Below are 13,827 nucleotides of genomic sequence, written 5' to 3'. Positions count from 1 at the left end.
GACGCTTCTCTACGCCAGCCGACGCTTGAGCATCATGGCGTAGACCGCTCCGGCCACGATCAGGGTGGCGGCGAAGGCGTAGATCCCGATCGAGATCCCGCTGTTGACCAGGATGCTCCAGTCACCACCGCTGATCGACATCGCCCGGCGCAGGTTGAACTCCATCTGCCCGCCCAGCAGCAGGCCGAGCACCACCGGCACGGTGGGAATCTCGAGCTTTCTGAGCACATAGCCGAGCACCCCGAAGGCCAGCATCATGTACAGATCGAAGGGGCTGTTATTGAGCGAATAGACCCCGACAAAGGCGATCAGAACCACCATCGGCATCAGCAGCCAGCTCGGGGCCTGCAGCACCCGGGCGAACAGTCCCACCAGCGGTACGTTGAGCACCAGCAGCATGATGTTGCCGATAAACAGCGCTGCCACCAGCCCCCACACCATCTCGGGCTGCTGGGCGAACAAAAGCGGCCCCGGGGTGATGTTCATCGACAGCAGCAGGGCCAGCAGAATCGCGGTGGTGCCGCTGCCGGGAATGCCCAGCGACAGCATCGGAATCAGCGCGCCACCGGCGGCGGCGTTGTTGCCTGCCTCGGGCGCGGCCACACCGCGCGGGTCGCCCTTGCCGAAGTCCCCCTTGGCTCCCAGCCAGCGCTTCTCGAGCATGTAGGACAGGAAGCTGCCGAGCGAGGCGCCGGCGCCGGGCAGCACCCCGGAGACGAAGCCGATCAGCGAGCCACGACCGATGGTGCCCTTGCACGACAGCGACGCCTTCATCCCCGGCCAGGCCGAGCCCAGCTTGATATGCGGCTTGTCGGCGTCATGGCGCTGTTCGAGAAACACCAGGCATTCGGAGATGGCGAACAGGCCCACCAGGGCCACGATAAAGTCGATGCCGTCATAGAGCTCGAAGGTACCGAAGGTGTAGCGCGCGACGCTGGACACCGGGTCGATGCCCACGGTCCCCAGCAGCAGGCCCAGACAGGCGGCGATGAAACTCTTGGTAAAGCTGCCGCTGGTCACCCCGCCGATGGTGGCAAAGGCCAGCAGGAACAGCGCGAAGTACTCGGCCGGACCGAACTTGATCGCCAGGTCCACCAACAGCGGCGCGAACAGCGTAAGCCCGATGGTGGCGATGGTGGCGCCGACGAAGGAAGCCACCGCCGACAGCCCCAGGGCCTCGCCTCCGCGCCCCTTGAGCGCCATCGGGTAGCCGTCCAGAGTGGTCATCATCGCCGGCTCGTCGCCAGGGATATTGAGCACGATGGAACTGATCCGCCCACCGTACATGCAGCCATAGTAGACGCTGACCAGCAGGATCAGCGCGGCGGTGGGATCCAGGCCGAAGTTGAAGGCCAGCGGGATCATCAGCGCCACCCCGTTGACCGGGCCGAGCCCTGGCAGCGCCCCGATCAGGGTTCCCACGGCGCAGCCGATCAGCGCCAGCAGTAGAAATTCCGGCTGGGTCGCCACGGCGAAGCCCTGGGCAAGAAAGGCAAGCGTTTCCATGATCAGTGTCCCCCTCCCCACCAGGGCACGTCCGGCAAGGGCATGCCGAGGGCAAACTCGAACAGTGCGTACAGCCCCAGCGCCAGTCCTGTGCCGGCGATCAGCGCCTGGCCCCAGGCCGCGCCGAACAGCCGCGTCAGGACAATGGCGCAGGCCAGGGTGGCGGGAACAAACCCCAGCGGCTCGAGCAGGCCAGCATAGGCCGCCAGCAGCAGCAGCACCGCTAGCTGCCGGGCCAGGCCGGCACGATCCGGCCAGCGCTCGTTGAAGCCCGGGCGCAGGATCAGGTAGGCCGACAGCGCCGCCAGCGGCAGGCTGACCAGCCGGGGGAAAGCCCCCGGCCCCACCGGCTGCATGAAGCCGGTGACGAAGCTATGAGAATGCCACCAGGCCCCCAGCGCCAGCACCAGCAGCACCGCGCCGGCCAGGCGATCGCCGACCTGGGCCGGCCGGCGATTCTGGTGAGCGTCGAGGTCGCTCATCTGACTCATTGAATAACCCCGATCTCGCGCGAGATGGCCTCGACGCGCTGGATGGATTCCTCGACGAAGCTCGAGAAGTCGTCACCGCCACGCCACAGCGGCACCAGGCCATTCTGGGCTGCCACGTCCTTCCACTCGTCGCTGGCGTAAAGGTTCTCGAGGTCTTCGACCATGCTGGCGTAGTCCTCGTCGGAGACCTCGCCGCCGGTATAGAAGCCGCGCCAGTTGTAGCCGGTGACGTCATAGCCCTGGCTGACCGCGGTGGGCAGCTCGTCGAAGGGCTCGGGCAGCGGATCATCCGACATCACCGCCAGCACCCGCACGTCACCGGACTCGATGAAGCCGGCGACCTCGCCCAGGTCGGTGGAAACCACGTCCACGTGGTTGCCCATCATCTGGGTTACCGCGGGGCCGCCGCCGTCGAACTGCACCCAGCGCAGGGCGCCGACCTGGTCGCCGGGCAGGCCCGCGGCCTTGGCCAGCATCAATGCCCGAATGTGATCCCAGCCACCGGCACCGCTGGAGCCGGCCATGGCCACCGAGGTCGGATCGGCGACGATGGCCTCCAGCAGTTGCTCGAGGGACTCGTACTCGCTCTCGTCGTCGACCAGGATGACGCCGACGTCGGTACCGAGCATGCCCAGCCAGCGCATGGTCTCGGCACCCCCGGGATAGCGACCCTGGGCAATCTGGGTCATGCCCACGGTGCTGGTGGCGACGATCAGGTTGCTGTCATCGGCACGCTTGGAGGCCACGTTGGAGAAGGCCACCGCACCGACACCGCCGGGCATGTTGGTGACCTGCACCGAGCCGTCGGTCAGTTCCAGGTCGGTGAGCAGCTTGCCGACGCTGCGGCAGGTGAAGTCCCAGCCGCCACCGGGGTCGGCCGGGGCGATGCACTCGTCGATGGGCAGGGCGCTGGCCGAGGTCGAGACACCGAGGCCGAGCGCGAGCAGCGGCAGGCCAAGGCGAGTGGTCAGAGTCGAGGGCATGGAAGGCTCCTTGTTTTTCGTTGTTGGCGTTTTCGTTGTGGGTGTTGCGGTCCTGCGGTCCTGCATCGTTGTCACCAGCCGGCACCGGCCATCCGGCGGATTGCCTGGCGGTTGTCGAGTCGCCATCTTGCGCGGCCACTCGCCTGGCGTTGTCCGGCGGGGACCGCCACCCAGCCTAGACGATCCCGCGCTGGCGCAACGCCCGACACTCGTCGGCACCGAAGCCGAGTTCGGCCAGTACCTCGTCGGTATGCTCGCCAAGCTGTGGCGCCGGTCGCTGGATCATCGCCGGGGCCTCGCGCATCTTCACCGGAAAGCCGGTGGTGGCGATCTGTCCGGCCTCGCCCTGATCCAGGGTCAGGCGCATGCGCTGGTCGATGATCTGGGGGTCATCGAAGGTCTCGCGCAGATCCTGCACTCGGCCACAGGGCACGCCGGCGGTGTTCAGGTGTTCGATCCAGTCGTCCACACTGCGCCGGCGCGTCACCTCGTTGAGGATCTCGCGCAGCGCCTCGCGGTGCGCCATGCGCTGGGCGTTGTCGGCGAAGCGCGGCTGCTCGAGCAGATCGACACGACCCAGCGCCTCCAGCAGACGACGCACCATGGTCTCGCTGCTGGGGGCGATGGCGACCTCGCCATCGCTGGCCTCGAACAGGCCGTAGGGGTAGAGCATGGGATGGTCATTGCCGGTACGTCGGGGGACCTCGCCGGTGGCGAAGTACTCCGCCGCCAGATAGCCCAGCATCGCCACCAGACCGTTGGTCAGGGCGGTCTCGAGAATCTCGCCCTGGCCGGTACGCTCGCGGCGCACCAGTGCCGCGCTGACCCCGAAGGCCAGGTTGAGGCTCGCCACCATGTCGCTGATCGGTGGCGCGGCGCGCATCGGCTCGCCCCCCTCGACCCCGTTGACGCCCATGAAGCCGCTCATGGCCTGGGCGACAAAATCGTAGGCGGGTCGGTCGCGGTAGGGCCCGGTGGATCCGAAGCCGTTGATCCGCCCCACCACCAGGCGCGGGAAGCGCTGCCTCAGGGTGTCGTCGTCGAGCCCCATCTTGGCCAGCACCCCGGGGCGGAAGTTCTCCACCAGCACGTCGGCGTCCTCGAGCAGGCGGTTCAGGATCTGGCGTCCCTCGGGCTCGCGCAGATTGAGGGTGATCGAGCGCTTGTTGCGGTTGAACTGGGCAAAATAGGCGCTGAAGCCGTTGACCATATTGCCCTGGCGGCGCACCACGTCGCCCTCCCCCGGGGTCTCGATCTTGATCACCTCGGCGCCGTGATCCCCCAGCATCTGGCTGGCGAAGGGGCCGGAGATCACCCGGGTCAAATCGATCACACGTATGCCGGCCAGGCTGCCCGGGGCAAGGCCGGTGGCGTCCTGGGTCGATGGCCGCGGGTCGTCGCTGTCATCCCTGCCGGGGCTAGCATCCATAGGTTTGCGTATCCGTCGGTATGTCTGTGGTGGTGTCGTCTGGTCTTGCCAGGTTCAGGGATCTGACTCAGCCCTTCGCGGTGGGCACCGCATCGGGCCGATGCAGCCTGAGCCGAGTGCCGGCCCGGGCCAGCTGGGAGCCCGGCGCACGTTCCAGTCGCCGCGCGGCAAGCCCCGCCACCTCGATCAAGGACTCCAGCGATATGCCGGTGTCATATCCCAGCTCCTCGAGCAGGTAGATCAGCTCCTCGGTGGCCAGATTGCCGCTGGCGCCTGGGGCGAAGGGACAGCCGCCAAGACCACCGACCGCACTTTCGTAGCGCGTGACGCCAAGCGACAGCCCCTGCATGACGTTGGCCAACGCCAGGCCCCGGGTATTGTGAAAGTGCAGGATCGGCCGCGCCGCTGGGGCCTGTTCGGCGATCTCACCCACCACCCGCGAGACCACGGCGGGCGTGGCCATGCCGGTGGTATCGCCAAGGGTGAGGTCATCGATACCCAGTTCGCCGAGGCGACGCGCCAGCTCACCGATGCGCCCGGCCGGCAGGTCACCCTCGAAGGGACAGCCGAAGGCCGTGGCGATGGCGCCCTGTACCTCGATACCGCTGCCGGACAGACGCTCGACGATATCGGCGAAACCGGCCAGGGAGGCGTCGATCGAGCGATTGACGTTACGCGCGTTGTGGGTCTCGGAAGCGGACACGAACAGCACCACCCGATCGATGCCCACCTCCAGTGCGCGCTCGGCACCGCGCAGGTTGGGCACCAGGGCGCTGAAGCGGGCATCCGCCAACCCCTTGGCGGCGGCCACCAGTTCCGCGGCGTCGGCCAGCGCCGGTACCGCCCGGGGACTGACGAAAGACGTCAGCTCGAAGCGCCTGAGTCCGGCCCGGTGAAGCCCGTGCAGCAGTTCGAGCTTGTGCTCGGTGGACAGCACCCGCGCCTCGTTCTGCAGGCCATCACGAAGCCCCACTTCGGTCAGTTCGATTCTGGCAGGTGCTCGCTGGGGCGGCGATGACGTCATGGCGAAGAAGTCCCTAAAAGTCGATATTTCACCAATATAGAGGCTATTGGCTCATGTTGGACATACGCCTTTTCGCTGAGACGTCCGTACGCTGACGGTGCCAGACCGCAGAGGTATTCCCCTTGACCGGTGATTTCCATAAAATTCACCGCCCAAATCGTGATCCACAGCAATTTTTGTTGCGGACTCGCACATTATCGTGTTCTTCACACGTTTTTCTGTTCGCATGCCGCCTCCGTCCCGGGGCGCTTGATGTAGAGGCGTCGACGTTCGCCTTCCCACCCTGAAAAGGCCTGGTTTCATGCAATCCACTTCCTCCGACGGCTCGGCCGCCGACAAGGGCTTCTTTGGTCACCCCCGCGCCCTGGGGCCACTGTTCTTCACCGAGATGTGGGAGCGCTTTTCGTTCTACGGCATTCGCCCCATGCTGGTGCTGTTCATCGCCGCCTCACTGTTCGACGGCGGGCTCGGCTTCGACCCCAAGACCGCCGCTGCCATCGTCGGCATCTACGGTGGCGCCATCTACCTGGCCGCGCTGCCCGGCGGCTGGCTCGCCGACAACTGGCTCGGCCAGCGCCGGGCGGTGTGGTACGGCTCCATCCTGATCGCCTTCGGTCATCTGTCCATCGCGCTGTCGGCCCTGCTCGGTGCCGTCGCCTTCTTTGTCGGGCTGATCTTCATCGTGCTCGGCACCGGGCTGTTCAAGACCTGCATCTCGGTGATGGTCGGCAGCCTGTATGACGAAAGCGACGTGCGCCGCGACGGCGGCTTCGCCATCTTCTACATGGGCATCAACATCGGCAGCCTGTTCGCGCCGTTGTTCACCGGGCTATTGATGGACTCGTTGGGCTGGCACTGGGGCTTCGCCATGGGCGGCCTTGGCATGCTGATCGCACTGCTGCTGTTTCGCCTGTGGGCGGTGCCCGCCATGCAGCGCGCCGACGCCGAGCGCGGCCGCGCCTCCACCTGGGACGCCCCGGCCCAGCGCCGTCGTCACGTCGGCCCCGTCGTGTCGCTGTGCCTGGCGCTGATCGCCGCCCTGGTGGCGCTGGTCGCCACCGGCGTGGTGACCATCGACGCGCGCGCGGTGGCCGAGGCCATGACCAGCGTGCTGATCGTCGCCTCGCTGGGCTTCTTTGCCTACCTGATGCTGTTCTCTGGACTCAGCGGTGACGAGCGTATTCGCGTCACCATCTGCTTTGTGCTGATCGTCGCCGCCGCCTTCTTCTGGGCCGCCTTCGAGCAGCAGCCCACCTCCTATAACCTGTTCGCGGCCAACTACACCGACCGCAACGTGATGGGCTGGGAGGTCCCCACCCTGTGGTTCCAGTCGTTGAACCCGGTATTCATCGTGCTGCTGGGTCCGCTGTTCGGCTGGCTGTGGCCGGCGCTCGGTCGTCGCCGACTGGAACCGGGCAGCCCGATGAAGTTCGTCCTCGGCCTGCTGCTCGCAGCCTGCGGCTTTGGCCTGATGGTGCTGGCGGCGCAACAGGTACTGACAGGCACAGGGCTGGTGTCACCCTGGTGGATCGTCGGCAGCATGCTGCTGTTGACCCTGGGCGAGCTGTGCCTGTCGCCGGTGGGGCTGTCCACCATGTCGGGGCTGTCGCCGCGTCGCACCCAGGGCCAGTTGATGGGCCTGTGGTTCACCGGCGCCGCCCTCGGCAACCTGGTGGCTGGCTTGATCGGCGGTCACGTCAACGCCGAGGAGCTTCAGCAGTTGCCGGAACTGTTCGGGCGGTCGGCCATCGCTCTGGTGATCTTCGCCGGGGTGCTGCTGTTGCTCGTGCCGGTGTTCAAGCGCATGCTGAAGCATCACCGTCTTATCGATCCGGCGGCCGCCCACCGCGCGGACGCCGAAGCCATTGTCAGAACAGGAGTCTGAGCATGACCTCAGCCAGTGCCGATACCGCTCGCCAACGCTTGAGCGATCTGCGCGAGGCGATGCGCCGCCACGCCATCGATGCCTGGTGGTTACCGTCCAGCGATCCGCACAACAGCGAATACCTGCCCGAGCACTGGGCCGGTCGCGAGTGGCTGTCCGGCTTCGACGGCTCGGTGGGTACCCTGGTGGTGACCCAGGACGAGGCCGGCCTGTGGGTCGACAGCCGCTACTTCGTGCAGGCCGAGGCACAACTCGCCGGCACCGGCATCAGCATGATGAAGCTGACCCAGGGCCAGGCCAGCGCACCGATGCAGTGGCTGGCCGAGCGTCTCGAGGCCGGCGACACCCTGGGCTACGACGCCCAGGTGGTGTCCCTGGCCCACGGCCGCCAGTTCGAGGACATCCTGGGTGAACGGGGCGTCGTCCTGCGCGGCGACAGCGACCTGCTCGACGAGATCTGGCGCGATCGCCCGAGCCTGCCGAGCGGGGCCATCGAACCCCACGCCGGCCGCTATCTGGACGAGACCCGGCGCCAGCGTCTGGACCGGGTACGCACGGCCATGGCCGAGCACCACGCCGACTGGCATCTGGTGTCGACGCTGGACGACATCGCCTGGCTGACCACCCTGCGCGGTGCCGACGTGGGCTTCAATCCGGTGTTCCTGTCCCACCTGCTGATCGGTCGCGCCACCGCCACCCTGTTCGTGGCACCTGGCAAGCTCGCTCCCGAACTGGTCGATGCGCTCAAGGCCGATGGCGTCGAGGTGGCCGACTACGCCGACTGGGCGGCGCGGCTGTCCGCCCTGCCGCGGGACGAACGGGTACTGATCGATCCGGCCCGGCTGACGCTGGGGACCCGCCAGGCCCTGCCGGACGAGATGACCGTGGTCGAAGCCTTCCAGCCCAGCACCCTGGCCAAGGGCATCAAGACAGCCCACGAGCTCGGCTTCGTGCGTCAGGCCATGGAAGCCGACGGCGCGGCCCTGTGTCGCTTCTTCGCCTGGCTGGAGGCCGCCTTCGCCGCCGGCGAACGGGTCACCGAGCTGGACGTCGAAGCCCGCCTGTACGAGGAACGCGCCAAGGACGAGGACTTCGTCTGCGAGAGCTTCAATACCATCGCCGCCTTCAACGCCAACGGTGCCCTGCCCCACTACCGCGCGACCCAGGAGGCCCATTCGGTGATCGAGGGCGACGGCCTGTTGCTGATCGACTCCGGCGGCCAGTACCGCGGTGGCACCACCGATATCACCCGCATGGTCCCGGTCGGCACCGTCAGTGAGGCTCAGCGCGAAGACTGCACCCTGGTGCTCAAGGGCATGATCGCACTGTCGCGGGCGCGCTTCCCCGAGGGCATCGCCGCCTCGCGGCTGGACGCTCTGGCGCGGGCGCCGCTGTGGGCCACCGGCCGCGACTACGGTCACGGTACCGGCCACGGCGTGGGCTACTTCCTCAACGTCCACGAAGGCCCCCAGGTGATCAGCTCGGGCGCTTCCGTCGCCGAACATACCGCCATGCGCGAAGGCATGATCACCTCCAACGAGCCTGGGGTGTACCGTCCCGGCCAGTGGGGGGTGCGCATCGAGAACCTGGTGGCCAACCGCGCCGCGGCCCCCAGCGACTTCGGCGACTTCCTCGAGTTCGAGACCCTGACCCTGTGTCCCATCGACACCCGCTGCCTGAACCTGTTCACCCTGGATCAGGCCGAGATCGACTGGCTCAACGCCTACCACGACGAGGTCCGCCGCCGGCTGGCGCCGAGGCTCGACGGCCAGGCGCTGGCCTGGCTCGAAGCCCGCACCGAACCGCTGACGCTTGCCTGATAGCGGGCCTGCTGGTCGGCCGCAGATGCAAAGGGGCCCCGCCATGGCGGGGCCCCTTTGCGTAGGCTGCCAGCGCCGTTACATGAACGGGTTCTTGACCACCGGGATGAACATCAAGCGGAAGTTCCAGTCCGCATCCCACTCATCACCGCGGATCACGCTGTGCTGGATCTCGGCGGCCAGGCGCACCGGGGTGCTGCCCATGCGGACCACGTTGGAATAGCCCAGGCCGATCGGGAAGTTGACCTTCTCGCCGCTGTCGGCCTCCCAGTTGATGCGCACGTTGGGCGTCATGCCCACCAGTTCGGTGCCGCTGAGCCGGTAGTTGAGGAAGTACTGCAGATCGGTCTGACTGGTGTGTTCGCGGTCATCTTCGCCGGCGTAGGACCACCAGTGCTGAGCCAGCAGGCCCATGTTCCAGCCGCCGGGATTGGGCGCCAGGCGCGCGATCAGGGCCGCCGGGCCGGCCTGGAACTTGCCCTGGCCCAGCACGTCATGCTCGGCGGTGGGGAAGATCTGGGTCAGCCCCAGGCCCCAGATGACGCCGTCGGCGCGGGCCGGACCAGCCAGGGTCACCAGGGCGGTGTCACCCAGACCCTCGGTACGCCCGCGATGGGGGGCATTGCGGCTCCACTCGTCGGGATCGATGTCCAGCGGGCTGCCGCCCCGGGCCAGGGTACCGAAGCTCTCGTCCATCGGGCTCGAGTTGTACTGGAACACCGGGCGCACCACCAGGTTCCAGTTGTCGTCTGCCATCTCGAAGGGGAAGGACATGACCGGCTGGAACTTGAAGGAATTGGACCAGCGACCGTCGAAGTCGTCGCCGTCCAGGTGGGTATAGTCGTTCTGCATCCACAGCATCCAGGCCGATCCCACCGGGTTGGTGGTTTCCTTGGCGATGGCAGCAAGATCCTCGCTGCTGGCAGCGGGCTCGCTGTTGGCCGGTACGGTGCGTGGCGAGGACCGCTCCTGGGCAAGCGAGAGGCTCGAGATGAAAACCAGCGACATGGCCACCAGGCCAAGCCGACGAGAGCGTGAAAGGTTCATGGGGGTAGGCCTCAGAATCGTGACGCTACCCCCGACGCCGAGAGTAGCGGTGCAACGTCGCCACCACTCTAGGCCACCGATAACAGGCTGATGATATGCCCCTTGGGGTAGGCCGGTCCGGGCAGGCTGGTTAAACCGGTGCCCCCCCGGACTCGCCGCCCCGGCCCGCTCAGACCTCCTGGTCTTCCGCCAGCGACGGCAGCAGCACCTTCAGCTTGCGGGTCAAGGTATTGCGCCCCCAGCCCAGCAGCTCGGCAGCCTCACCCTTGCGCCCGGCGGTGTGCTTGAGCGCGGTCTCGATAAGGATGCGCTCGAAGTCCGGCACCGCCTCCTCGAGCAGGTGGGTGTGGCCCGAGGCCAGGGCGCTGTCGGCCCAGGCGCGGAAGGCTTCACGCCAGTCCCCGCCTGCGGCGCTGTCATCGCCGCCGCGCAGCTCCGGCGGCAGGTCCTCGACCAGGATCTCGCGCCCGGAGGCCATCACCGTCAGCCAGCGACAGGTGTTCTCGAGCTGACGCACGTTGCCGGGCCAGTCCACCCGGGTCAGGAACTCCTCGGCTTCGCGGGTCAGCACCTTGACGTCGGTGGACAGCTCCTTGGCAGCCTCGACCAGGAAGTGCCGCGCCAGCCGGGGAATATCCTCGCGCCGCTGGGACAGCCTTGGCAGGTGCACGCGGATGACGTTGAGGCGATGGAACAGATCCTCACGAAAGCGGCCATCGGCGACCAGCGTCTCGAGGTCCTGGTGGGTCGCGGCGATGATGCGCACGTCCACCTTGACCGGCGTATGACCACCGACCCGATAGAACTCGCCGTCGGCCAGCACCCGCAACAGCCGGGTCTGGGTCTCCGACGGCATGTCACCGATCTCGTCGAGGAACAGGGTGCCGCCGTTGGCCTGCTCGAAGCGCCCCTGGCGACTGGCGCTGGCGCCGGTGAAGGCGCCCTTCTCGTGGCCAAACAGCTCCGACTCGATCAGATCCCGGGGGATCGCCGCCATATTGAGGGCAATAAAGGGATTGGCGGCGCGGGGACTGTGCTGATGAAGCGCACGCGCCACGCGCTCCTTGCCGGTCCCGGACTCGCCGTTGATCAACACCGTGATATGCGAGTGCGCCAGGCGCCCGATGGCCCGGAATACCTCCTGCATCGCCGGCGCCTCACCGATGATCTCGGCGTCGAGTCCTTCGGGCACGCTGACCGGCCGCTGGCGCTCGCGCACGTGGGCCACCGCGCGTCGCACCAAGGCCAGCGCCTCGTCCACGTCGAACGGCTTGGGCAGGTACTCGAAGGCCCCGCCCTGATAGGAAGCCACCGCACTGTCCAGGTCGGAATGGGCGGTCATCACGATGACCGGCAGGTCCGGGTGCACCTGGCGCACCTTGGCCATCAGATCGAGTCCGTCGATACCTGGCATGCGGATATCGGTGACCAGCACGTCGGGCGGCTCGGCCAGCAGTCGATCGAGGATACCGTCGGCCCGCTCGACCGCCTCGACCTCAAGGTCCGGCTGCGCCAGGGCGCGCTCAAGCACCCAGCGTATGGCCCGGTCGTCGTCGACGATCATTACACGAGCGGTATCAGTCATGACTCATCTCCAGGGGAATCAACAGACGGAATTCGGTGCGTCCGGGCTCGGACTCGCACTCGATCAGCCCTTCGTGCTGGTGCAGCACCGACTGGGCGATCGACAGCCCCAGGCCGCTGCCCTCGGCACGACCGGACACCATCGGATAGAACAGGGTCTCGCGCAGCGTCTCGGGGACGCCCGGGCCGTTGTCGATCACGCTGACGTCGCAGACCAGACGATGGCGCTGGGCGCCCAGGGTGAACTGGCGGCGCGCGCGGGTCCTCAGGGTCATCACCGGGTTCGGTGTCTCGGACTCGACCAGCGCCTGGACGGCGTTGCGGGCCACATTGAGCACCGCCTGGATCAACTGGGCTTCATCGCCGGTCAACTCCGGCAGGCTGGGATCATAGTCGCGCTCGATACTCACCCGCGGCTGTTCGACCAGCAGCAGCGCGCGTACCCGCTCCAGCACCCGGTGGATGTTCAGCGGCTCTCGCCGACTCACCCGGTTGGGCCCGAGCATGGAATCGACCAGATCCCGGAGCCGATCCACCTCTTCGATGATGATCCGGGTGTACTCCTTGAGCGCCGGCGTCTGCTCCAGGTCACGCTCGAGCAATTGCGCCGCGCCACGAATCCCCCCCAGGGGGTTCTTGACCTCGTGGGCCAGCCCCCGTGCCAGCACCTTCATGGTTTCCTGGCGCGACTGCAGCGCTTCCTCGCGGGAAATTCGCAACAGCCGATCCCGTGGCTCCATTTCCAGCAGCAGCTCGTCAGGCGACAGCGGCGTCACGGTGTAGTCCACCGTCAGGGGGTCTCCACCGGCGAGGACCAGCCGCGCCTCCCGTTGGGTATAGGGATGCTGTCCATCCCGGGCCCGTATCAGCACCTCGGCGATATCATCCTCGCCGCTGAGCCAGTCGGTCAGCGCCACGCCGGCAACCCGACTGGCGCTGACCGCCAGCAGGGTCTCGGCCGCCGGGTTCATCCAGGTCGGTCGCAGCTCGCCGTCGAGCAGCATGACCGCAGTTGTGAGGTGTTCGATGATGCCAGGCGTCATGGGTCCATCCTGATGGGGCAAAGCGCCCGCTCGATAGAGGCCGCCACGGCGCCAAGCCGGCATGCCATGGTGGCGGTCCAGGTCTCGGCCTCGAGCAGGCGTCAGACAACAACATTCAAAGCAAGAAGCGGGCCAGCCTTGGTACCAGTAGCGCACTCCCGCCGCGCAGGCGCCAGGACGGTGCTTTTGTCGAGGAGGCGGGTCACCGTCGGCGCACCTACGCACCATTTTAGTGCACCAACCTGGTGCAGGGGAGTCTCGCCTGGATCACTGTCCGCACAAGGCCCGCAGATCGCGGGTCAAGGCGGCGCAGGACGAATGGGGTTGGCGGGAAGCAGGCGGCTGGCGCGCTGTACGTGGATGACGATATCGGCACTGCGTTGACGCACCTCTCCCGACGGGGCCAGCACCACCAGGCCCAGGCGATGCTCGCCACGCTCCAGATTGGTGAGCCACAGTGGGCCGATGCCGGTGACGCTGGTGGCGAGCACACCGTCGACCTCCAGGCCGAGGCGATCCCCCGTCGCCGTAGGCGGGCTGATCGCGGCCAGCACCTTCAATCTTCCCCCGGACCCCGTTGGCAACACGCTGCCATCCGCCGGGGAGGCGATGGCCAGGACATCGTGGGGCTGGAAGATATCGGCGTCGCTATCCGGGCCTGGTACTGAAGGCGCCGTCGGCCTGGAGGGCGCCGCCACATCCAGCGCAGGGGCGCTGGACAACGGCGGCGGTGCCAGCGCGCGGGCGCCGGCCGAGGGGGTATCGCTGTAGCGCACGACGCCGTCGGCACCGATACTGCGATAGATGGTGCTCGCCGGCACGGTTTCTGCCACCGGCAACGCCAGCCCGGACGCTGCCAGCAAGGCAATGGCCATCAGTGACGGTCGACTCGGCGACGAGGGAGCGCTCTCGCCCCTCTCCCGGCCTGCCCTGCGCGTCCACCGCTGCATCATCGTGATTGCCCTCGCCGACCTTCCCCTGACGAGGATGACGGCAGCCACGACCCGCGCCAAGG

At 67.3% G+C, this 13,827-nt stretch carries 11 protein-coding genes; 2 read left to right on the top strand and 9 right to left on the bottom strand.

Features of this window, described 5'->3' with window-relative positions:
- Window positions 1–9: 9 nt before the first annotated feature.
- From C9F12_RS09420 to C9F12_RS09400, 5 genes are all read right to left on the bottom strand, one after another.
- Complete coding sequence (locus C9F12_RS09420) at window positions 10–1,506, bottom strand: tripartite tricarboxylate transporter permease (protein WP_108448690.1); 1,497 nt, start codon at window positions 1,504–1,506, stop codon at window positions 10–12.
- Window positions 1,507–1,508: 2 nt separating this feature from the next.
- Window positions 1,509–1,988: a tripartite tricarboxylate transporter TctB family protein gene (locus C9F12_RS09415; RefSeq protein WP_162816428.1), complete on the bottom strand. Its 480-nt coding sequence runs from the start codon at window positions 1,986–1,988 to the stop codon at window positions 1,509–1,511.
- 5 nt (window positions 1,989–1,993) lie between these two features.
- Window positions 1,994–2,980, bottom strand: coding sequence for a tripartite tricarboxylate transporter substrate-binding protein (locus C9F12_RS09410; protein WP_108448688.1), 987 nt, complete (start codon window positions 2,978–2,980; stop codon window positions 1,994–1,996).
- 175 nt (window positions 2,981–3,155) lie between these two features.
- Window positions 3,156–4,409 (bottom strand): CoA transferase, encoded by a 1,254-nt coding sequence (locus C9F12_RS09405; protein WP_108448687.1) that lies wholly within the window; start codon window positions 4,407–4,409, stop codon window positions 3,156–3,158.
- A 67-nt stretch (window positions 4,410–4,476) separates the two neighbouring features.
- Complete coding sequence (locus tag C9F12_RS09400; RefSeq protein ID WP_108448686.1) at window positions 4,477–5,433, bottom strand: hydroxymethylglutaryl-CoA lyase; 957 nt, start codon at window positions 5,431–5,433, stop codon at window positions 4,477–4,479.
- Between the two features lie 301 nt (window positions 5,434–5,734).
- Between C9F12_RS09400 and C9F12_RS09395 the strand changes: the two genes are divergently transcribed.
- Together C9F12_RS09395 and C9F12_RS09390 are read left to right on the top strand one after the other, a co-directional pair.
- Window positions 5,735–7,318, top strand: a complete 1,584-nt coding sequence (locus C9F12_RS09395) for a peptide MFS transporter (RefSeq protein ID WP_045992381.1) — start codon at window positions 5,735–5,737, stop codon at window positions 7,316–7,318.
- 2 nt (window positions 7,319–7,320) lie between these two features.
- Window positions 7,321–9,138 carry an aminopeptidase P family protein gene (locus C9F12_RS09390; RefSeq protein WP_108132164.1) on the top strand — a complete coding sequence of 606 codons (1,818 nt, stop codon included), beginning with the start codon at window positions 7,321–7,323 and terminating at the stop codon, window positions 9,136–9,138.
- A gap of 78 nt (window positions 9,139–9,216) precedes the next feature.
- On the opposite strand, the gene C9F12_RS09385 is transcribed toward C9F12_RS09390, so the two are convergent.
- From C9F12_RS09385 to C9F12_RS09370, 4 genes are all read right to left on the bottom strand, one after another.
- The gene (locus C9F12_RS09385) at window positions 9,217–10,185 is read right to left on the bottom strand and encodes a hypothetical protein (protein ID WP_052704321.1); all 969 of its coding nucleotides are present in this window, start codon (window positions 10,183–10,185) and stop codon (window positions 9,217–9,219) included.
- A gap of 169 nt (window positions 10,186–10,354) precedes the next feature.
- Window positions 10,355–11,770, bottom strand: coding sequence for a nitrogen regulation protein NR(I) (ntrC, locus tag C9F12_RS09380; RefSeq protein WP_045992383.1), 1,416 nt, complete (start codon window positions 11,768–11,770; stop codon window positions 10,355–10,357).
- On the bottom strand, window positions 11,763–12,812 hold the full coding sequence (glnL, locus tag C9F12_RS09375; RefSeq protein ID WP_045992384.1) for a nitrogen regulation protein NR(II): 1,050 nt from the start codon (window positions 12,810–12,812) through the stop codon (window positions 11,763–11,765). The genes ntrC and glnL overlap by 8 nt, the downstream gene beginning before the upstream one ends.
- A gap of 299 nt (window positions 12,813–13,111) precedes the next feature.
- Window positions 13,112–13,687: a DUF4124 domain-containing protein gene (locus C9F12_RS09370; RefSeq protein WP_162816427.1), complete on the bottom strand. Its 576-nt coding sequence runs from the start codon at window positions 13,685–13,687 to the stop codon at window positions 13,112–13,114.
- Window positions 13,688–13,827 lie beyond the last annotated feature (140 nt).

This window comes from Halomonas sp. BN3-1 (assembly GCF_003056325.1).
Lineage (GTDB): Bacteria > Pseudomonadota > Gammaproteobacteria > Pseudomonadales > Halomonadaceae > Halomonas > Halomonas litopenaei.
This window is presented reverse-complemented; position numbering and strand designations above follow the sequence as displayed.